The organism is Pseudomonas sp. MS15a(2019), from assembly GCF_013277805.1.
GTDB lineage: Bacteria > Pseudomonadota > Gammaproteobacteria > Pseudomonadales > Pseudomonadaceae > Chryseomonas > Chryseomonas benzopyrenica.
In genome coordinates, this window is the sequence record NZ_VBTN01000014.1 from 174,174 (window position 1) to 193,099 (window position 18,926).

General features: G+C 66.7%; 18 protein-coding genes. 11 read left to right on the plus strand and 7 right to left on the minus strand.

Features of this window, described 5'->3' with window-relative positions:
- Window positions 1–12: 12 nt before the first annotated feature.
- The 7 genes from FEZ61_RS20760 to FEZ61_RS20790 form a co-directional block, all read right to left on the minus strand.
- Window positions 13–507 (minus strand): YbhB/YbcL family Raf kinase inhibitor-like protein, encoded by a 495-nt coding sequence (locus FEZ61_RS20760; protein WP_231356885.1) that lies wholly within the window; start codon window positions 505–507, stop codon window positions 13–15.
- A gap of 16 nt (window positions 508–523) precedes the next feature.
- The gene (locus tag FEZ61_RS20765) at window positions 524–1,087 is read right to left on the minus strand and encodes a lipocalin family protein (RefSeq protein ID WP_173150287.1); all 564 of its coding nucleotides are present in this window, start codon (window positions 1,085–1,087) and stop codon (window positions 524–526) included.
- A complete protein-coding gene (locus FEZ61_RS20770; protein WP_064309282.1) occupies window positions 1,084–1,338 on the minus strand; it encodes a hypothetical protein in 255 nt (84 codons plus the stop codon). The genes FEZ61_RS20765 and FEZ61_RS20770 overlap by 4 nt, the downstream gene beginning before the upstream one ends.
- A gap of 206 nt (window positions 1,339–1,544) precedes the next feature.
- Window positions 1,545–3,458, minus strand: coding sequence for an arginine decarboxylase (gene speA, locus FEZ61_RS20775; RefSeq protein WP_007161593.1), 1,914 nt, complete (start codon window positions 3,456–3,458; stop codon window positions 1,545–1,547).
- 86 nt (window positions 3,459–3,544) lie between these two features.
- Entirely contained in the window at window positions 3,545–3,889 is a 345-nt protein-coding gene (locus FEZ61_RS20780) for a translation initiation factor Sui1 (protein ID WP_017641051.1), read from the minus strand.
- A 143-nt stretch (window positions 3,890–4,032) separates the two neighbouring features.
- The gene (locus tag FEZ61_RS20785; RefSeq protein WP_017641052.1) at window positions 4,033–4,584 is read right to left on the minus strand and encodes an NUDIX hydrolase; all 552 of its coding nucleotides are present in this window, start codon (window positions 4,582–4,584) and stop codon (window positions 4,033–4,035) included.
- Window positions 4,584–5,600, minus strand: a complete 1,017-nt coding sequence (locus FEZ61_RS20790) for a DUF2333 family protein (RefSeq protein ID WP_064309283.1) — start codon at window positions 5,598–5,600, stop codon at window positions 4,584–4,586. Before FEZ61_RS20790 ends, FEZ61_RS20785 begins: the two co-directional genes overlap by 1 nt.
- Before the next feature lie 268 nt (window positions 5,601–5,868).
- Here FEZ61_RS20790 and FEZ61_RS20795 point away from each other — a divergent pair, with 268 nt between their 5' ends.
- From FEZ61_RS20795 to purD, 11 genes are all read left to right on the plus strand, one after another.
- On the plus strand, window positions 5,869–7,488 hold the full coding sequence (locus FEZ61_RS20795; protein ID WP_068384974.1) for a PleD family two-component system response regulator: 1,620 nt from the start codon (window positions 5,869–5,871) through the stop codon (window positions 7,486–7,488).
- A gap of 56 nt (window positions 7,489–7,544) precedes the next feature.
- Window positions 7,545–9,308 carry a protein-disulfide reductase DsbD gene (gene dsbD, locus FEZ61_RS20800; RefSeq protein WP_173150289.1) on the plus strand — a complete coding sequence of 588 codons (1,764 nt, stop codon included), beginning with the start codon at window positions 7,545–7,547 and terminating at the stop codon, window positions 9,306–9,308.
- A 116-nt stretch (window positions 9,309–9,424) separates the two neighbouring features.
- Window positions 9,425–9,871 (plus strand): type II 3-dehydroquinate dehydratase, encoded by a 447-nt coding sequence (aroQ, locus tag FEZ61_RS20805; RefSeq protein ID WP_007161587.1) that lies wholly within the window; start codon window positions 9,425–9,427, stop codon window positions 9,869–9,871.
- Between the two features lie 53 nt (window positions 9,872–9,924).
- Window positions 9,925–10,386 (plus strand): acetyl-CoA carboxylase biotin carboxyl carrier protein, encoded by a 462-nt coding sequence (gene accB / locus FEZ61_RS20810; RefSeq protein WP_017641057.1) that lies wholly within the window; start codon window positions 9,925–9,927, stop codon window positions 10,384–10,386.
- Window positions 10,387–10,402: 16 nt separating this feature from the next.
- The gene (gene accC, locus FEZ61_RS20815; RefSeq protein WP_064309286.1) at window positions 10,403–11,749 is read left to right on the plus strand and encodes an acetyl-CoA carboxylase biotin carboxylase subunit; all 1,347 of its coding nucleotides are present in this window, start codon (window positions 10,403–10,405) and stop codon (window positions 11,747–11,749) included.
- A 210-nt stretch (window positions 11,750–11,959) separates the two neighbouring features.
- Complete coding sequence (gene prmA, locus FEZ61_RS20820) at window positions 11,960–12,835, plus strand: 50S ribosomal protein L11 methyltransferase (protein WP_068384981.1); 876 nt, start codon at window positions 11,960–11,962, stop codon at window positions 12,833–12,835.
- Between the two features lie 110 nt (window positions 12,836–12,945).
- On the plus strand, window positions 12,946–14,376 hold the full coding sequence (locus tag FEZ61_RS20825) for a DUF3426 domain-containing protein (protein WP_017641060.1): 1,431 nt from the start codon (window positions 12,946–12,948) through the stop codon (window positions 14,374–14,376).
- A 155-nt stretch (window positions 14,377–14,531) separates the two neighbouring features.
- Complete coding sequence (dusB, locus tag FEZ61_RS20830; RefSeq protein ID WP_026083844.1) at window positions 14,532–15,524, plus strand: tRNA dihydrouridine synthase DusB; 993 nt, start codon at window positions 14,532–14,534, stop codon at window positions 15,522–15,524.
- Window positions 15,521–15,838 carry a DNA-binding transcriptional regulator Fis gene (fis, locus tag FEZ61_RS20835; RefSeq protein ID WP_026083845.1) on the plus strand — a complete coding sequence of 106 codons (318 nt, stop codon included), beginning with the start codon at window positions 15,521–15,523 and terminating at the stop codon, window positions 15,836–15,838. Before dusB ends, fis begins: the two co-directional genes overlap by 4 nt.
- Before the next feature lie 66 nt (window positions 15,839–15,904).
- Complete coding sequence (gene purH, locus FEZ61_RS20840; protein WP_017641062.1) at window positions 15,905–17,497, plus strand: bifunctional phosphoribosylaminoimidazolecarboxamide formyltransferase/IMP cyclohydrolase; 1,593 nt, start codon at window positions 15,905–15,907, stop codon at window positions 17,495–17,497.
- Window positions 17,498–17,587: 90 nt separating this feature from the next.
- Complete coding sequence (purD, locus tag FEZ61_RS20845; RefSeq protein ID WP_173150291.1) at window positions 17,588–18,871, plus strand: phosphoribosylamine--glycine ligase; 1,284 nt, start codon at window positions 17,588–17,590, stop codon at window positions 18,869–18,871.
- Window positions 18,872–18,926: the final 55 nt, after the last annotated feature.

The following is an 18,926-nucleotide window of genomic DNA, read 5'->3' on the forward strand; positions in this document are numbered from 1 at the left end:
CCGTGCTTTGTCCTACTTGATCTCGTAGAGACCGGTGTAGGTCGCCGCAGCCAGCTGGTTGAGGTGGATCATGAAGCGGCCGACCGCATTGGTCGCCTCGGCCGGCACCGGCAGCTGCTCGACCTTGAGCGCATGCAGCTGGAAGATGTAGCGGTGCGGCTTGTCACCCTTGGGCGGCGCCGCGCCACCGAAGCCGCGGGTGCCGTAGTCGTTGATCAGTTGCAGGGCGCCTGCCGGCAGGCCCGAGCCATCGGCGCGGCCGGCGTCTTCCGCCAGGCCCTGGGTGCCGACCGGGATATTGACCACCACCCAATGCCAGAATCCGCTGCCGGTGGGGGCATCCGGATCGTAGACGGTCAGCGCCAGACTCTTGGTATCAGCCGGCAGGTCGGACCACTGCAGCGCAGGCGAGATGTTGTCGCCGTGGGCGCCGAAGTCGGCCACGTCGAACTCGTGGCGCTTGGGCATGAAGCCGTTGTCGGTGAAGGCATCGGTCCAGAGTTTCACGGAGAGCTCCTGTGGCCTAGGGCATATGGGCGTCGGTCTCGCGCCAGACCAGACGATTGAGGTTGTAGCCCTTCTCACGGGCGATGCGCAGCAGCTTCTCGCTCTGCGCCGCGGAGATCTCGGGCTTGCGCGCCAGCAACCAGAGGTACTTGCGATCCGGACTGCCGACCAGGGCGGTCTTGTAGTCGTCGTCGACATAGAGGATCCAGTAGGGTCCCTTGGCCACGTTGGGCAGGACGCCGCTGAACCAGGTGTCGAAGCGCACGTCGAGACGATCGGTCACGCCCGGCTTGATCAGGGTAGCGGTGCCCGTGGCTTCCTGCACCTTGCCGTCCAGGGTGCGGCAGCGGTTGAACACGGCGACCGAGCCATCGGCCATGACGTGATAGTTGGCTTCGGACTGGGCGCACTTGCGCTGGAAGAACATCGGCAGCCGCGCCACTTCGTACCAATGCCCCTGGTAGCGCTGCAGATCGACATTGCCCGCGGTGAGCGGCGGGACCTCGCGCGGGCCACTGGCACAGGCCGCGAGCAGCCCGGCAGCACCCGCCAGCAGTAGAATCTTGGTAGAGGTTTTCATCGCAGACCCTGCCCGGCGAACATCGCCACCTTGTCGTTGAGATACTGCACGCTGATGAAGGAACCGCGGTCGCCCCAGGTACAGGTGGTGACGCCCAGGGCGCCTGCGCATTCCGTGGGTGCACCCAGGATCTGCTCCACCTCGGCCTTGGTCTGGCCAGCCTTGAGCCGGGAATAGTTTTCCTGATTGACCTTGCCGCAGCCGGCCAATACCAGGCTGCCCACCAGCAACAGCGCCAAGCGCCACTTCATACCTGCCTCCTCCATCCTGACGGCAAGGCTATAGAGCCCGCCTGGCCGCCAGGGTTCGCTTCGTCAGAAGCCGTTCACGATCTCGCGAGCTAGAGCCAAGCAAGACGACAATGCCTGAGAAAGCGGAATTTACAGATAGTAAATGAGCATTTCGAAGGCATTTTCAACGCCGCTTGGCCGACGCGCAGCAGATCGTGAGCGGCTTCTTAGCCGGCGAGGTAGGAGGAACGGGTCAGGCCCAGGCGCATGGCGTCGAGGAACTGGGTGCGCTCGCGCGCGGTGAGACGGGCGCTGGCGACCTTGTCGCGGTAGTAGGTCATCAGCTCCTCGGGCGAGAGGTGCACGTACCTGAGCATGTCCTCGATGGTGTCGTGGGTCTCGATGCCGCCATGGCGCACGCTGCCGTCGGCATCCTGGTAGACGTTCACCGAATCGGTGTCGCCGAACAGGTTGTGCATGTCGCCAAGGATCTCCTGGTAGGCGCCCACCAGGAACACCGCCAGCAGATAGTCCTCGCCCTCGCGCACCTCGTGCACCGGCAGGCTGGTCTCGATGCTCTGCTCGTCGACGTACTGCTTGATCTTGCCGTCGGAATCACAGGTCAGGTCCTGCAGCACGGCGCGACGCACCGGCTCCTCGTCCAGGCGGGTCAACGGCACGATCGGCAGGATCTGGTCGATGGCCCAGGTGTCGGGCAGGCTCTGGAACACCGAGAAGTTGCAGATGTACTTGTCGGCCAGCTTGTCGTTGAGCTCGTCGAGCACCTGGCGGTGGGAGCGCTGGCGCGCCTTGAGCTGGTTGTACAGGCGGCGGCAGATGGCGAAGTAGCACTGCTCGGCCAGGGCCTTGTCGCTCAGGCTCAGGGTGCCGGCGGCATACTGGGCGGCGGCCTCGCTGACGTACTGGGTGGCGCGCCAATAGGTCTCGGTGACCATCTCCGGGTCGGTGTCGCCGAGCAGCTCGGCCAGCCACTGCACCACCTCGGCCTTGCCTTCGAAGCGCTCGCTGGCCGGCACGCTGTCGTTGTGGCGCTCGACGTCGGTGACCTGCATCACCAGCATGGCGTGGTGGGCGGTCATGGCGCGGCCGCTTTCCGAGAAGATGTTGGGATGCGGCAATTCCTGCTGGTCGCAGAACTCCTTGAGCATGCCGACCACGGTACCGGCGTAGTCGTCCATGTCGTAGTTGATCGAGCTGGCGTTGCGCGAGTGGGTACCGTCGTAGTCCACGCCCAGGCCGCCGCCCACGTCGATGTGATCCAGCGGCAGGCCCAGGGCGCGCAACTCGGCGTAGTAGCGGATGGCTTCACGGAAGCCCTGGCGATAGTCGGCCAGGTTGGCGATCTGCGAGCCCATGTGGAAGTGCAGCAGGCGCACGCCCTGCTCCAGGCCGGCGGCGCGGAAGCGTTCGATCACCGACAGCAGCTGGGCGGCGGAGAGGCCGAACTTGGACTTCTCGCCACCGGTATCGGCCCATTTGCTCGACGCCAGGGACGACAGCCGCACCCGCAGGCCGACCTGGGGCGTGACCTTGAGCTCGGCCGCCTCCTCGATCACCAGCGGGACCTCGGATTCCTTCTCGATGACGATGAAGACGCTGTGACCGAGCTTCTGGCCCATCAGCGCCAGACGGATGAATTCGCGATCCTTGTAGCCATTGCAGACGATGGTACCGCCCTTGGGCGCCAGCGCCAGCACCGCCATCAGCTCCGGCTTGGAGCCGGCCTCCAGGCCGATGGAGACGTCGCGAGTGGCGATGATGTTTTCCACCACCGCTTCCTGCTGGTTGACCTTGATCGGATAGAGGGCGGTGTAGCGGCCCTGGTAGTCGAGGCGTTCGATGTTGCGATCGAAAGCGCCGGTCAGGTGCCGCACCTGGCCCTGGAGAATATCGGGGAAACGGACCAGCAGCGGCAGCGACAGCCCCGCTTCGCGCAGCTGGCCGACCAGCACATGGAGGTCGATCGGCTGGCCGTCCGGGCCGTGGGGGCGGACTTCGACGTTGCCGGCATCGCTGATGGCGAAGTAGCCGGCACCCCAGTGGCGAATACCATAGACGCTGCGGCTGTCCGCCACGGTCCACTGGCTGCCGTCATCTTTGCGCGTGCGTCGTGGGGACATTCGCGGGAATCTCCTGTAGGGAATCTTGCTTTGGATGGACCGCCGCCAGGGGCGGTAAGTTGTACGCGGGGGCTGGAAGGCCTGGCCTAGCCGCCCGACCGCTTGGTCTTGAAGCCGCGCTTTTCGAGTTCGCCGAGCAGCAGGTCGACATGATCGCCCTGGATCTCGATGACGCCATCCTTGAGCGCCCCACCGGTCCCGCAGCGACGCTTGAGCGCGCTGGCCAGGTCCTTGAGCTCTTCCTCGCCCAGGGGGACGCCGCTGACCGTGGTCACCGTCTTGCCGCCGCGGCCCTTGGTCTCGCGCCGCACGCGGGCGATGCCGTCACCGGCCGGGGTCGGTGCCTGGGGTTCTTCCGGACGAATGCGGCCAACGTCGGTGGAATACACCAGCCGGCTGAGATCCGACAGCGAGGAGGTTTTCTTGCTCAAGGGACGGTTCTCCCAGTTCGATTCAGACGCCGGGCGCCTGGAGGAAACCTTGGATGCAGCGCCGGCCGGCACGGGCCGCGCTAGTCCGGGGCCGCGCAATGTAGCAGCATCGCCCGCGGATGCTAAGGCGCGAATGCAAGAAATTAAGGCAGGGATGCGACATCCGACCGACTGACGGCCAGGCGCAGGGCCTCCAGCGAATCCGGGCAATAGGGTCGCTGGCGAGCCTCATCGAGAATGGCGGCCGGCGCCAGGAAGCGTGCCTCCAGTACCTCTTCCGGCTGCAGCCGCAGCGGGCCGTTCCAGCGCGCGCTGAACACGCCGCCCCAGAGGCGATTGCCGGGCTCTTCGAAATAGAAGGTGCCATGCTCGCGCAAGGCCACGCCGCTGACGCCCAGCTCCTCGGCCAGCTCGCGGGCCGCCGATTGCGCATAGCTCTCGCCGGGCGCCACCATGCCGCCGGCAGCGACATCCCAGTAGCCGGGATAGAGCGCCTTGCTCAGGGTGCGCCGGTGTACGCAGAGTTCGCCGGCGTCATTGAACAGCAGAATGAAGGTGCAGCGGCCGATCAGGCCACGGGCACGCAGTTCTGCCCGCGGCAATTCGCCCTGGATGCAGTCCTGGTGATCGACCCAGACCACTAGCTCCCGGTCGGAGGCGGCGCGATGCGCCGCCTCGCGTGCGTCCGGCGTCATCAGCCCTGTTCCAGCAACTGGCGCAGATCAATGATGGCGGCGTTGGCGCGGGAGATGTAGTTGGCGATCACCAGCGAATGGTTGGCCAGGATGCCGAAGCCGCTGCCGTTGAGGATCATCGGACTCCAGACCGGCTGCTGCGCCGCCTCCAGCTCGCGGATGATCTCGCGCACGTTGACCGTGGCGTTCTTCTTGGCCAGGGTGTCGGCGAAGTCCACCTCGATGGCGCGCAGGATGTGCGACAGCGCCCAGGCCTGACCGCGGGCCTCGTAGAAGACGTTGTCGATCTGCAGCCAGGGCGTCTCGACGCGCTGCTCATGCACCTCCGGCACCTGGCCGGCAGGGATGTCCTGGTTCGGCCGCACCTCGGCATCGAGGCGTACGCGACCGACGCTGGCGGAGAGTCGCTGGGACAGCGAGCCCAGCCGGGTCTCGACGTCGCCCAGCCAGTTGCGCAGGTTGTCCGAGCGCGAATAGAAGTAGGCGGCGGGCTGACCCTGGGCGTTCTGGCCACCCAGGCGCGCCAGGTAGCGGTCCAGGGAGGCGATGCCGGCGCGGTACTCGGATTCCGACGAGGGCATGGCCCAGCTGTGGTTGTCGAAGTTGAAGCGCGGCTCGGCCTGGGCCAAATCGACGTCTTCGGTGGACTGCGACTGGGAACGGGCGAAGTCCTTGCGCAGGGCGCGCGCCAGGTCACGGGTTTGCACCAGCACGCCATATTCCCAGGACGGCATGTCGTCGAGCCAAAGGCCCGGCGGGAAGATGTCGTTGGAGAGATAGCCGCCCGGCTTGTCCAGCAGGGTGCCGGCCACCTGCTTGAGGGTCTCGACCGTGGTGTAGCCGAGCACCAGCTTGCGACCACTGGCCGTGGCCGCCTCCTGGGCATGCTGCTGCACCGGGAAGAAATCCGGCTCACGACTCCAGTACCAGCCTATCGCCAGGCTGACCAGCAGGTAGAGCGCGACGAGCGCTGCTACCAGCCGGAGCCATCCCGATCTCAAGTTCCACTCCCGCATGGGCAATTCCTTGCAATGATTTCAAAGGTGTCGGCGCTTGGACCCCTGCCCGCGGCGCCGGTTGCGCAGCCCTCGCAGGCCGCTCGGGCGCAATGCACCTGGGCAGCCGCCTCCGAGCCTAGGGTAACAGGCGACAAACGCTACTCCAGAAGCGACCGACAGTGTCCATGCGAGCGGCATCGCCGCCGCTAACCAGGGTACCGCCTCTCCCCTGCCAGCCAGCAATTGGTAGCATAGGGCCACCACCTCAAGAATGACGGAACAATTCGTGAGCGAACCAGATGATCCGAGCCGGGACCGCCTCAAGCTGCACTTCGCGCAACGGGTCATCCACCAGTCGCGCCAGGTGCTGGAGATCTGGCAGCGGCTGCAACGAGACGAATGGACGGCCGGCAGCCTGGCCGAACTGACCGACGCCAATGCGCGCCTGCTGCAATACGCGAAGCGCTTCGAGCAGCAGGGCCATGCCGAGCTCGCCGAGACCATCGGCGCTTCCCTGGCCCAGGTCGCCGCCAATCGCGGCCGCCTCAACAGCCAGGCCATCACCGAACTCAGCCAGGCCATGCAGAGCCTGTCGCGCACCGGGCTGCGCCAGGGCGACCAGCTGGAAACGACCAGCCTGCCGCCGCTGCGCAAGCCGATCTACATCGCCCTGCTCGACAGCGAGCGCGCCGAGCGCCTGGCGCAGCAGATGGAGTACTTCGGCGTCACCATCCAGATCGTCCACCATGCCGACGACTTCCGCGCGATGATGGACAGTCGCCATCCGGCGGTCATCGTCATGGACGTGGACTTCGGCGGCGCAGGCGCCGGCATCCAGCTGGCGCTGGAGGCCCAGACCGGTCTCGAACGTAAGTTGCCGGTGCTGTTCTACAGCCACCAGGAGGCCGATACGCCCTTTCGCCTGGCGGCGGTGCGCGCCGGTGGCCAGGAGTTCTATACCGGCACCCTGGATTCGGCGCGGCTGCTGGAAAAGATCGAGACCCTCACCCGCACCGTCTACTACGATCCAATCCGCGCCCTGGTGGTGGACGATTCCCGCGCCCAGGCCATGGCCACGGAAATGGCGCTCAACAGCGCCGGCATCGTCACCCGCACCCTGATGCAACCCGGGGCGGTGATGGCGCACCTGGCGGAATTCGCCCCCGATCTGATCATCCTCGACATGTACATGCCCGAGTGCATTGGCACCGAGCTGGCCAAGGTCATCCGCCAGCACGAGCGCTATGTCAGCGTGCCCATCATCTATCTGTCGGCCGAGGACGATCTCGACAAGCAGCTGGATGCCATGAGCGAAGGCGGTGACGACTTCCTCACCAAGCCGATCAAGCCGCGCCACCTGATCGCCACGGTGCGCACCCGCGCCGCCCGGGCGCGCAGCCTGCAGGCACGCATCGTCCAGGACAGCCTCACCGGGCTGTACAACCACACCCATACCCTGCAATTGCTGGAAGACGCCTGCTTCCGCGCGCGGCGCAGCCAGCGACCGATCACCTTCGCCATGCTGGACATCGACCATTTCAAACAGGTCAACGACCACTACGGCCACCCCATGGGCGATCGGGTGATCAAGAGCCTGGCGCTGTTTCTCAAGCAGCGCCTGCGCAAGTCCGACCATATCGGCCGTTATGGCGGCGAGGAATTTGCCGTCGTACTGCCCGACACCGACCTGGCCACCGCCACCCGCCTGATCGACGAGATCCGCCAGCGCTTCGCCGAGATCCACTATCCGGCACCGCCCAAGGAACTCAGCTGCACCTTCAGCGCCGGCGTGGCGCAGCTGCAGCCCGGCCAGGAGATGCCCGCGCTGGCCAAGCAGGCGGACGAAGCCCTCTATGCCGCCAAGCATGCGGGACGCAATTGCGTGCGTCAGTACGGCCAGGACTGATCTGGCGAGCCGGGTGCCTCTGCTATGATCGGCCGCTGCCGATCATCGAGAAGCCCATGCGTGTCCTGCTGTTCCTGCTCACCCTGCTGCTGACCCTGCCCGCCGCCGCCGGCCTGTTCGATGCACCGCGCTCGACCGCCACGCTGGGCCTGGACGGTCAGCGCGGGGGCCAGCAATTCCTGCCGGTGGATCAGGCCTTTCGCCTGGAGCAGCGCCGTGATGCCGAGGGCCGCCCCCTGGTGCGCTTCACCATAGCCGAGGGCTACTACCTCTATCGGCAGCGCTTCGCCTTCGACGCCGATCCCGGCCTGCTGAGCGCACCGGTGGTCCTGCCGCCCGGCGAGCCCAAGCACGATGAATGGTTCGGCGATGTCCAGGTCTATCACGCCGGCGTCGACATCCCCCTGCCCCTCGCGCCCGGCCGCGGCGGTCGGATCACGGTCACCTACCAGGGTTGCGCCGACCGAGGTCTCTGCTATCCACCGGAAACCCGCATCCTGGATATCGCCAGCTCCGCGGCCTTGCCCACGGCGAGCCCGGCGGCCAGCGCCCCTGCCCCCGATCAGGTCGGCTGGAACAGACTCCTGCTGGCCTTCCTCGCCGGGCTGGGGCTGACCTTCACCCCCTGCGTCCTGCCGATGCTGCCCATCGTCTCGGCGGTGGTGCTGGCCGGCAAGGCGCGTCCGGGTCGTGGCCTGCTGCTGGCGTTGGCCTACGTGGTGCCCATGGCTCTGAGCTTCGCGGCCTTGGGCGCGCTCATGGGCGTCTTTGGCGCCAGTCTCAATCTGCAGGCGCAACTGCAGTCGGCCTGGGTGCTGATTCCCTTCGCCGCGCTGTTCCTGCTGTTCGCCCTGGCCATGTTCGGCCTTTTCGAACTGCGCCTGCCGGCGGCCCTGCGCGAGCGCCTGGAACAGCTGGCCAGCGGCACCCGCGGCGGCTCCCTCGGCGGCGCGGCCACCCTGGGCGTGCTCTCCAGCCTGATCGTCTCGCCCTGCGTCTCGGCGCCCCTGGCGGGCCTGCTGCTCTACATCAGCAGCACCGCCGACTGGCTTGGCGGCGGACTCGCCCTGTTCGCCCTGGGCCTGGGCATGGGTACCCCGCTGGTCCTCATCGCCGCCGGTGGCGGCGCCCTGCTGCCACGCAGCGGCGCCTGGCTGGTGGGCATGCGCAACGCCTTTGGCGTGCTGCTGCTGGCGGTGGCCCTGTGGCTGCTCGAACGGCTGTTGCCAGGACCTCTGGCCTTGGCCGCCTGGGGCCTGCTGGCCGCCGGCGTCGGGTTGTTTCTCGGGGCCCTGGAATGGGTGCCCAAGCCGCCCCGCCAGCGTCTGCTGCAACTGGCCGGACTGGCCCTGGTGGTCTATGGCGTGGCGGCGGGTATCGGTGCCCTGCACGGCGCCAGCGATCCGCTGCGGCCCCTGGGTGACTCGACGGCGCCTGGCGTGGCTGCGCACTCCGACGGCATGCGCAGCCTCAGCGATCCGGCTGCTCTAACCAGCAGTCTCGGCGGCAGTCGACCGGTGCTGGTGGACGTCTACGCCGACTGGTGCATCAGCTGCAAGATCATCGAGCGCGAGGTATTCGGCAACCCCGAAGTCCAGGCACAACTCAGGGACTTCGAGCTGATCCGCTTCGATATGACGCAAAGCACCCGGGAACAGCGGCAGTGGCTGCAGCAGCACGACCTGTTCGGCCCGCCGGCGATCCTGTTCTATGCGGCCAACGGCCAGGAACAGGCAAAGGGACGCATCGTCGGCGAAATCGACGCCGCGGGCTTTCTCGCCCGACTGGGCGAAGCAAAAAGGCTTATCGCCAGCGATTAAAAGAATTTCGCCCAACGTGCGGCTATTTCCGGCAAACGTCTAGCGACTGGACAGTCACCTCTGGTTGCGGCATAGTCCGCGGCCAATCTGGTTGCGAAATCGCGAGGCAAGTGGCTATGGCGCATCTGCTGGTACTGCACGGGCCCAACCTGAATCTGCTGGGCACCCGCGAGCCGGGCGTCTACGGTGCCACCACCCTGGCCCAGATCAATGCCGATCTCGAAGCCCGCGCCACCGCGGCGGGGCATCGCCTGCAATATCTGCAAAGCAATGCCGAGCACCTGCTGATCGAACGCATCCACGCCGCGCGCGACGAAGGAGTGGATTTCATCCTGATCAATCCGGCCGCCTTCACCCATACCAGCGTCGCGCTACGTGACGCCTTGCTCGCGGTGAGCATCCCATTCATCGAAGTGCACCTGTCGAACGTGCACAAGCGCGAAGCCTTCCGCCACCACTCCTATTTTTCCGACGTGGCGGTCGGTGTCATCTGCGGGCTCGGTGCCAGTGGCTATCGCCTGGCCCTGGAAGCCGCCTGCGAACAGCTCGCCGCCCGCGGCTGAGCGCGACTCAATATCCAGAACATCACCTGAACCCGAGGGGAGAGCCAACGCCAATGGACATCCGTAAAGTCAAGAAACTGATCGAGTTGCTGGAAGAGTCCGGTATCGACGAGCTGGAAATCCGCGAAGGCGAAGAGTCCGTCCGCATCAGCCGCAACACCGGCCGCAACCAAGGCATGCAGACCGTCTACGCCGCTGCCCCCGCGCCGGTCGCCGCTCCGGCTCCGGCCGCTGCGCCGGCCGCCGCCGCTCCTGCCGAAGCCGCCGCTCCGCAACTGACCGGTAACGTGGCTCGCTCGCCCATGGTGGGCACCTTCTACCGCGCGTCCTCGCCCACCACCCCGGCCTTCGTCGAAGTCGGCCAGCAGGTGAAGAAAGGCGACATCCTGTGCATCGTCGAAGCCATGAAGATGATGAACCACATCGAAGCCGAAGCCAGCGGTACCATCGGCCAGGTGCTGGTCGAGAACGGTCAGCCCGTCGAATTCGACCAGCCGCTGTTCACCATTGTCTAAGCCCGTGGAGCCCACGATGCTGGAAAAAGTCCTGATCGCCAACCGCGGGGAAATCGCCCTGCGCGTGGTGCGTGCCTGCAAGGAGCTGGGCATCAAGACGGTGGCGGTTCATTCCACCGCCGACCGCGAACTGATGCATCTGTCCCTCGCCGACGAATCGGTGTGCATCGGCCCGGCCCCCTCGCCCCTGTCCTACCTGAACATCCCGGCCATCATCAGCGCCGCGGAAGTCACCGGTGCCACCGCCATCCATCCCGGCTACGGCTTTCTCGCCGAGAACGCCGACTTCGCCGAGCAGGTGGAGCAGTCCGGTTTCGCCTTCGTCGGCCCCACCGCCAGCGTGATTCGCCTGATGGGCGACAAGGTCTCCGCCAAGAACGCCATGAAGCAGGCCGGCGTACCCACCGTACCGGGCTCCGATGGCGCCCTGCCGGATGACGAGGCCGAGTGCCTGCGCATCGGCCGCGAAGTCGGCTATCCGGTGATCATCAAGGCCGCCGGTGGCGGTGGTGGTCGTGGCATGCGCGTGGTGGAGGACGAGGCCGAGCTGATCAAATCGATCAAGCTGACCCAGACCGAAGCCGGCGCCGCCTTTGGCAACTCCATGGTCTACATGGAGAAGTTCCTCGGCAATCCGCGTCACGTGGAAGTCCAGGTGCTCTCCGATGGCCAGGGCAATGCCGTGCACCTCTACGATCGCGACTGCTCGCTGCAGCGCCGCCACCAGAAGGTCATCGAAGAGGCGCCTGCGCCCCAGATCGACGAAAAGGCCCGTGAAGAAGTCCTGGCGCGCTGCGTCAAGGCCTGCATCGACATCGGCTACCGGGGCGCCGGCACCTTCGAATTCCTCTACGAAGACGGCCGCTTCTACTTCATCGAGATGAACACCCGCGTGCAGGTAGAGCATCCGGTGACCGAGATGATCACTGGTGTCGACATCGTCAAGGAGATGCTCAGCATCGCCGCTGGCAACAAACTGTCGATCAAGCAGGAAGACATCAAGATCACCGGTCACGCCATCGAGTGCCGGATCAACGCCGAAGACCCCAAGACCTTCATGCCCTCCCCGGGCCTGGTCAAGCATTTCCATGCCCCGGGCGGCAACGGCGTGCGGGTCGATTCGCACCTGTACAGCGGCTACAAGGTTCCGCCGAACTACGATTCGCTGATCGCCAAGCTGATCACCTGGGGCAAGACCCGCGACGAGGCCATGGCCCGGATGCGCAACGCCCTGGACGAGCTGATCGTCGACGGCATCAAGACCAACGCCGATCTGCACCGGATGCTGACCCGCGACCAGGCCTTCGGCCAGGGCGCGGTGAACATCCATTACCTGGAGAAGAAGCTCGGCATGCGCCACTAACTAGCGTGACGGCTGCGCGTCGGCTAGGCTGCGTTGGAAACCGCCTCGGAATGCTCATTTACTCTATGTAAACTGCGCTTCCTCGGCGATTTCCGCCTTGCCTGACCTAGCTCGCTCGCCCCGTCGGCTTCTTACCTAGTAAACGGGCTGCCTTCGGGCAGCCCGTTTTCATTTACCCTCCCCGCTTTGACCCGATTCAGGTAGCCCACCATGTCCTGGCTGCAAGTCCGCCTCGCCCTCACCCCCGCTCAGGCGGAAACCTACGAAGACCTCATGCTCGAATTGGGCGCCGTCTCGGTGACCTTCATGGACGCCGAGGACCAGCCGATCTTCGAGCCGGATCTGGGCACCACCCCGCTGTGGTCCCAGACCCACCTGCTGGCGCTGTTCGAAGGCGACACCGACGCCGCGGCCCTGGAACAGCGCGTGCAGCTGCTGGCCAACGGCCTGACCTACGAGGTGGAGCGCCTGGAAGACCAGGAGTGGGAGCGCAGCTGGATGGACAACTTCCAGCCCATGCGCTTCGGCCAGCGGCTGTGGATCGTGCCCAGCTGGCACGAGGCCCCGGAACCCGAGGCGGTCAATCTGCTGCTGGATCCGGGCCTGGCCTTCGGTACCGGCACCCATCCCACCACCTCGCTGTGCCTGCAATGGCTGGACGGCGAACCGGTCGCAGGTCGGCAGGTGCTGGATTTCGGCTGCGGCTCGGGCATCCTCGCCATCGCCGCCCTGCTGCTGGGCGCCGAGCGCGCCGTGGGCACCGACATCGACGTCCAGGCCCTGGAAGCCTCGCGGGAGAACGCCAATCGCAACGGCATCGACCCGGCACGCTTTCCGCTTTATCTGCCCGCCGATCTGCCAGACGAGCCGGCCGACGTGGTGGTGGCCAACATCCTTGCCGGTCCGCTGGTCGGCCTGGCCGAGCAAATCACCCGTCTGACCCACATCGGCGGGCGCCTGGCGCTTTCCGGCATCCTCGCCGAGCAGGCCGAGGACGTGCGCGCCGCCTACGCCGGCTGCTTCGACCTGGAGCCCACCGCCACCCTGGACGGCTGGGTGCGCATCAGCGGGACCCGCCGCCGCTGATCGGCCAAGGCTCCACCAGGCCGCTTACCCGGCGGCCCGGTGGAGCCCCTTCTTTCGCCTGGGCCTTCGGGTACACTAGCGCGCTTAAATTCCCTGGCTGTCGCCTCGCCATGACTGAATCCCTCGTCGCCCAGTGTCCGCATTGCCATACCCGCTTCCGCGTCACCCAGGAACACCTGGCCGCCGCGGATGGCGACGTACGCTGTGGCGTCTGCCTGGAAGTGTTCAACGCCAGCAATCAGGCCGCGCCTTTGACGGCACCGGAACCCGTGCCCGCGCCGCCCATGCCGGCGCCGACGCCCAGTGAAGCGGCCTGGCCCCATGACGAACTGGACCTGAGCCATCTGGAATTGGACGCCGAGGTTGCTCGCCTGGGCGCCCTGGAAGAACAGCGCCGCGCGCCGACTGCGCCTCCCGCCATCGCCGCGCCGCCTGCCGTCACCACGCCGCGGGAAGAACCGGCACCGGCCCAAGGCCTGGCTGCCCGCCGCCTCCAGGAAGACGAGGAGGCCTTCGCGCTGCCTTCGCTTGGCGCCCTATCCGCCGCACGCGAACCCGAGCCGGAATCCCTGCGCCTGCCGACCGAGCCCGAAGTGGCGTTCGAGCCCGAACCGCTGTCTGTGCCCCTCACCGCCGCCGAACCGGAACCAGCGCTTGCGCCGGAACCTGCATTCGCATCGGAACCCGAGCCCGAGCCGGCCATCAGCCCCTTGCCTGCCGTCGCGCCGGCGGCCCCGCTCACGGCCCTGCGCACCCCATTGAAACCGGCCCCGGCCACGCCGCCCGCGCCCCTCACCGCCGCCCCGGCCGAGCGCCAGGAGCCGGCACTCGGCCGGGTCGAGGCCGACGAAGACGAACGCGCCGAACCCGGCCTGGGCCGCCTCGACGACTGGCAGGAGCCCGCAGCCGAACCTCTCAGCGCCGACCGCGACCGCGACGACGAGGCGCCGGCGGCCAAGTCCGCGGGCGTCCTGCGCAGCGAGCCGGAATGGCAGGACGATCCGCTGCTGGACCTGCACGACGAACCGCTGCAACTGGACAGTCACCAGCAGCGCCCACACTGGGGGCGCCGCCTGCTGTGGCTACTGCTCTGCCTGCTGGCACTGCTCGGCCTGGCCGGCCAGTACGTCTATTACCACTTCGACGAACTCGCACGGCAGGACAGCTATCGCCCGCTGTTCGTCCAGGCCTGTGCCAGCCTGGGCTGCAAGGTGCCGTCCAAGGTCGATGTCCAGCAGATCCGCAGCAGCAACCTGGTAGTGCGCAGCCATCCGCAATTCTCCGGCGCCCTGCGCGTCGATGCCATCCTCTACAACCGGGCGCCCTTCTCGCAGCCCTTTCCGATGCTGGAATTGCGCTTCGCCGACCTCAACGGCCAGCTGCTCGCCAGCCGCCGTTTCAAGCCGGGCGAATACCTGAATGGCGAACTGAAAGGCCAGGACGAGATGCCGCCGCAGACGCCGATCCACATCGCGCTGGACATTCTCGACCCCGGCCCGCGGGCGGTGAACTACAGTCTGAGCTTCTTCTCGCCGGAGTAGCCCCAGGGTGAATTGCTCATAAACTAGCCAACTCGCGCTTTATCCCGAGGCGGCGAGCGGGTATCATTCCCAACCCTTTTCAAGCACAGCAGCCCCTGTCCGCGGCCGGTTTCCGGCGCAGGCGGAACAGTCGCCTATTCGCCAGGGAAAAAGATATGTCGATGGTACGCATCGGCCCTTATACCTTGCCCAATCCGCTGATTCTCGCGCCCATGGCCGGGGTCACCGACCTGCCCTTCCGGCGCCTGTGCCTGGCACTCGGCGCCGGCATGGCCGTGTCGGAAATGGTGACCAGTGACGTGCGGCTCTATGACAGCCGCAAGTCGCGGCTGCGCCTGATCCACGCCAGCGAGCAGGAACCGCGTTCGGTGCAGATCGCCGGCGGCGATCCGGCGATGCTGGCCGAAGCGGCCCAGCGCAATGTCGAACTGGGTGCCCAGATCATCGACATCAACATGGGCTGTCCGGCGAAAAAGGTCTGCAACAAGGCCGCCGGCTCCGCGTTGATGAAGGACGAGGCCCTGGTGGCCGAGATCCTCGCCGCCGTGGTGGCGGCAGTGGACGTGCCCGTGACCCTGAAGATCCGCACCGGCTGGAGTCCCGACAATCGCAACGGCCTGCGCATCGCGCAGCTGGCCGAGGCGGCCGGCATCCAGGCCCTGGCCGTGCATGGCCGTACCCGCGACGACCGGTTCCTCGGCGCCGCCGAGTACGACACCATCGCCGCCATCAAGCAGGCGGTCGGCATCCCGGTGTTCGCCAACGGCGACATCGACAGCCCGGAAAAGGCCCGCAAGGTGCTCGAACACACCGGCTGCGACGGCCTGTTGATCGGCCGCGCCGCCCAGGGTCGGCCCTGGATCTTCCGCGAGATCGCCCACTACCTGGCGACCGGCGAACACCTGGCGGCGCCCAGCGCTGCGGAGGTGGAGGCCATCCTGCTGGAGCACCTCGACGCCCTGCACGCCTTCTACGGCCCGGAAATGGGCGTGCGCATCGCCCGCAAGCACGTCGGCTGGTACCTGGCCGACCGGCCGGGCGCCGCGGAATCGCGCGCCCAGTTCAACCGACTGCAAGACACCCAAGCCCAGCACGCCAGCATTCGCGCGTTCTTCGCGCAGCCCCCGACCGGGAAGCAGGTGGCATGAATTCGATGACCGAGACTTTGACTGGAACAGCGCCCGTGAGTGACAACGGCGACCTCAAGCAGCACCTGACCGCTCCCCTGCAGGAAGGCCAGACGCTGCGCGACAGCGTGGAAAAGGCGCTGCGCAATTACTTCGCCCACCTCGATGGGCAGCCGGTGACCGACGTCTACAACATGGTGCTCTGCGAAGTGGAAGCACCCCTGCTCGAAAGCGTGATGAATTACGTCAAGGGCAACCAGACCAAGGCGTCGGAGATGCTCGGGCTCAATCGCGGCACCCTGCGCAAGAAGCTCAAGCAGTACGACCTGCTCTGATCCGCCTCCTCGCCGGCGGCCCAGGGGGCTTGACCGGCGGTCTTCTTCCTCCTGATGGACATGACCATGACCGACCAGACCTCTCGCCTCCCCGTCCGCCGTGCGCTGATCAGCGTGTCCGACAAGACGGGCGTCGTCGACTTCGCCCGTGAACTCGCGGCCATCGGCGTGGAAATCCTGTCCACCGGCGGCACCTACAAGCTCTTGCGCGACGAAGGCATCCCGGCGGTGGAAGTCGCCGACTACACCGGCTTCCCGGAGATGATGGACGGTCGCGTCAAGACCCTGCATCCCAAGATCCACGGCGGCATCCTCGGTCGTCGTGGCGTCGACCATGAGGTGATGAGCGAACACGGCATCCGTCCGATCGACCTGGTCGCGGTCAATCTCTACCCCTTCGCCGCCACCGTGGCCAAGCCCGGCTGTAGCCTGGCCGACGCCATCGAGAACATCGACATCGGCGGGCCGACCATGGTCCGCAGCGCGGCCAAGAACCACAAGGACGTCGCCATCGTGGTCAATGCCAGCGACTACGCGGCCATCCTCGACGACCTCAAGGCCGGCGGCCTGACCTATGCCCAGCGCTTCGACCTGGCGCTCAAGGCCTTCGAGCACACCGCCGCCTACGACGGCATGATCGCCAACTACCTGGGCAGCATCGACCAGCAGGCCGAGACCCTGTCCACCGCAGGCCGCGCCGCCTTCCCGCGCACCTTCAGCGCCCAGTTCATCAAGGCGCAGGACATGAGATACGGCGAGAACCCGCACCAGCAGGCCGCCTTCTATGTCGAGCACGCCAGCGAAGCCTGCGTGGCCACCGCCACCCAGCTGCAGGGCAAGGAACTGTCCTTCAACAACGTCGCCGACACCGACGCCGCCCTGGAAACCGTGAAGAGCTACGACGCGCCGGCCTGCGTCATCGTCAAGCACGCCAACCCCTGCGGCGTGGCCGTGGCCAGCGACATCCGCCAGGCCTATGAACTGGCCTATGCCACCGACAGCGAGTCGGCCTTTGGCGGCATCATCGCCTTCAACCGCGAACTGGACGCCGAGACCGCCCGCGCCATCGTCGAACGTCAATTCGTCGAGGTGATCATCGCCCCGCGCGTCAGCGCCGAGGCCCGCGAGGTGGTGGCGGCCAAGGCCAACGTCCGCCTGCTGGAATGCGGCGAATGGCCCGCCGAGCGCAAGCCCGGCCTGGACCTCAAGCGCGTCAACGGCGGTCTGCTGGTGCAGAGCCGCGACATCGCCATGATCACCGCCGACGACCTCAAGGTGGTGACCCAGCGCGCGCCCAGCGAGCAGGAGCTGCAAGACCTGATCTTCGCCTGGAAGGTGGCCAAATTCGTCAAATCCAATGCCATCGTCTACGCCAAGGGTCAGCAGACCGTGGGTATCGGTGCCGGCCAGATGAGCCGCGTCAACTCGGCACGCATCGCCGCCATCAAGGCCGAACACGCCGGTCTGGCCGTGGCCGGGGCGGTCATGGCCTCGGACGCCTTCTTCCCCTTCCGTGACGGCATCGACAACGCCGCGGCCAATGGCATCACCGCGGTGATCCAGCCGGGCGGCTCCATGCGCGACGCCGAAGTCATCGCCGCCGCCGACGAAGCCGGCATCGCCATGGTCTTCACCGGCATGCGCCACTTCCGTCACTAAGGCCCGCTCCGCCGAAGGCATCGGGCCTTCGGCGTCGACTCCATCGTCAACGGCGGATGGCCACATGCAGTCCGCCCAGAGGAAAGCTTCATGAACGTACTCATCATCGGCAGCGGCGGTCGCGAACACGCCCTGGCCTGGAAGGTCGCCCAGGACACGCGGGTCACCAAGGTCTATGTCGCCCCCGGTAACGCCGGCACCGCCACCGAGGCCAAGTGCGAGAACGTCGCCCTCGACGTCCTGGCCCTGGACCAGTTGGCCGACTTCGCCGCCGCCAACGTTGAGCTGACCATCGTCGGTCCCGAGGCGCCGCTGGTGGCCGGGGTGGTCGATCTGTTCCGCCGCCGCGGCCTGCCCTGCTTCGGCCCCACCGCCGGCGCGGCCCAGCTGGAAGGCTCCAAGGCCTTCACCAAGGACTTCCTGGCCCGGCACCAGATCCCCACCGCCGCCTATGCCAACTTCACCGAGGTGGAGCCGGCCCTGGCCTATCTGCGCGAGCAGGGTGCGCCCATCGTGATCAAGGCCGATGGCCTGGCCGCCGGCAAGGGTGTGATCGTCGCCATGACCCTGGCCGAAGCCGAGGACGCCGTGCGTGACATGCTTTCCGGCAACGCCTTCGGCGATGCCGGTGCACGGGTGGTGATCGAGGAATTCCTCGACGGCGAGGAAGCCAGCTTCATCGTCATGGTCGACGGCAAGCACGTGCTGCCCATGGCCACCAGCCAGGACCACAAGCGCGTCGGCGACGGCGACAGCGGCCCCAACACCGGCGGGATGGGCGCCTACTCCCCGGCGCCGGTGGTGACCCCCGAGGTCCACGCCCGGGTCATGCGCGAGATCATCGAACCCACCGTGGCCGGCATGGCCCGCGAAGGCAATGTCTACACCGGTTTTCTCTACGCCGGTCTGATGATCGACCAGAGCGGTGCGCCCAAGGTCATCGAATTCAACTGCCGTTTCGGCGATCCCGAGACCCAACCGGTGATGCTGCGCCTGCAGTCCAGCCTGGTGCTGCTGGTGGAAGCCGCCCTGGCCGAGGCCCTCGACAAGATCGAAGCCTGCTGGGATCCGCGCCCGAGCCTGGGCATCGTCCTGGCCGCTGGCGGCTACCCGGGCGACTATGCCAAGGGTGATGCCATCGCCGGTCTCGAAGCTGCCGCGGCCCTGCCGGGCAAGGTGTTCCACGCCGGCACCAGCCTGCGCGACGGTCAGGTCGTGACGGCCGGCGGTCGGGTGCTGTGCGCCACGGCCCTGGGCGAAACGGTCTCCGCCGCCCAGCAGAACGCCTCTGTGCTAGCCCGGGAAATCTCCTGGAATGGCTGCTTCCACCGCAGCGACATCGGCTACCGCGCCATCGCTCGCGAGCGACAGTGAAGCTCGCCCAAGGGATCAGCCTGTTACACTGTTACGTCAACAGACGTGACTAGCT

What these genes read in the sequence shown, in the direction of transcription:
- FEZ61_RS20765 (WP_173150287.1), bottom strand. Translation starts at nt 1,087, where the DNA reads ATGAAAACCTCTACCAAGATTCTACTGCTGGCGGGTGCTGCCGGGCTG.
- dusB (WP_026083844.1), top strand. Translation starts at nt 14,532, where the DNA reads ATGTCGATGGTACGCATCGGCCCTTATACCTTGCCCAATCCGCTGATT.
- aroQ (WP_007161587.1), top strand. Translation starts at nt 9,425, where the DNA reads ATGGCGCATCTGCTGGTACTGCACGGGCCCAACCTGAATCTGCTGGGC.
- purH (WP_017641062.1), top strand. Translation starts at nt 15,905, where the DNA reads ATGACCGACCAGACCTCTCGCCTCCCCGTCCGCCGTGCGCTGATCAGC.
- dsbD (WP_173150289.1), top strand. Translation starts at nt 7,545, where the DNA reads ATGCGTGTCCTGCTGTTCCTGCTCACCCTGCTGCTGACCCTGCCCGCC.
- prmA (WP_068384981.1), top strand. Translation starts at nt 11,960, where the DNA reads ATGTCCTGGCTGCAAGTCCGCCTCGCCCTCACCCCCGCTCAGGCGGAA.
- accB (WP_017641057.1), top strand. Translation starts at nt 9,925, where the DNA reads ATGGACATCCGTAAAGTCAAGAAACTGATCGAGTTGCTGGAAGAGTCC.
- fis (WP_026083845.1), top strand. Translation starts at nt 15,521, where the DNA reads ATGAATTCGATGACCGAGACTTTGACTGGAACAGCGCCCGTGAGTGAC.
- FEZ61_RS20790 (WP_064309283.1), bottom strand. Translation starts at nt 5,600, where the DNA reads ATGCGGGAGTGGAACTTGAGATCGGGATGGCTCCGGCTGGTAGCAGCG.
- accC (WP_064309286.1), top strand. Translation starts at nt 10,403, where the DNA reads ATGCTGGAAAAAGTCCTGATCGCCAACCGCGGGGAAATCGCCCTGCGC.
- FEZ61_RS20825 (WP_017641060.1), top strand. Translation starts at nt 12,946, where the DNA reads ATGACTGAATCCCTCGTCGCCCAGTGTCCGCATTGCCATACCCGCTTC.
- purD (WP_173150291.1), top strand. Translation starts at nt 17,588, where the DNA reads ATGAACGTACTCATCATCGGCAGCGGCGGTCGCGAACACGCCCTGGCC.
- FEZ61_RS20785 (WP_017641052.1), bottom strand. Translation starts at nt 4,584, where the DNA reads ATGACGCCGGACGCACGCGAGGCGGCGCATCGCGCCGCCTCCGACCGG.
- speA (WP_007161593.1), bottom strand. Translation starts at nt 3,458, where the DNA reads ATGTCCCCACGACGCACGCGCAAAGATGACGGCAGCCAGTGGACCGTG.
- FEZ61_RS20770 (WP_064309282.1), bottom strand. Translation starts at nt 1,338, where the DNA reads ATGAAGTGGCGCTTGGCGCTGTTGCTGGTGGGCAGCCTGGTATTGGCC.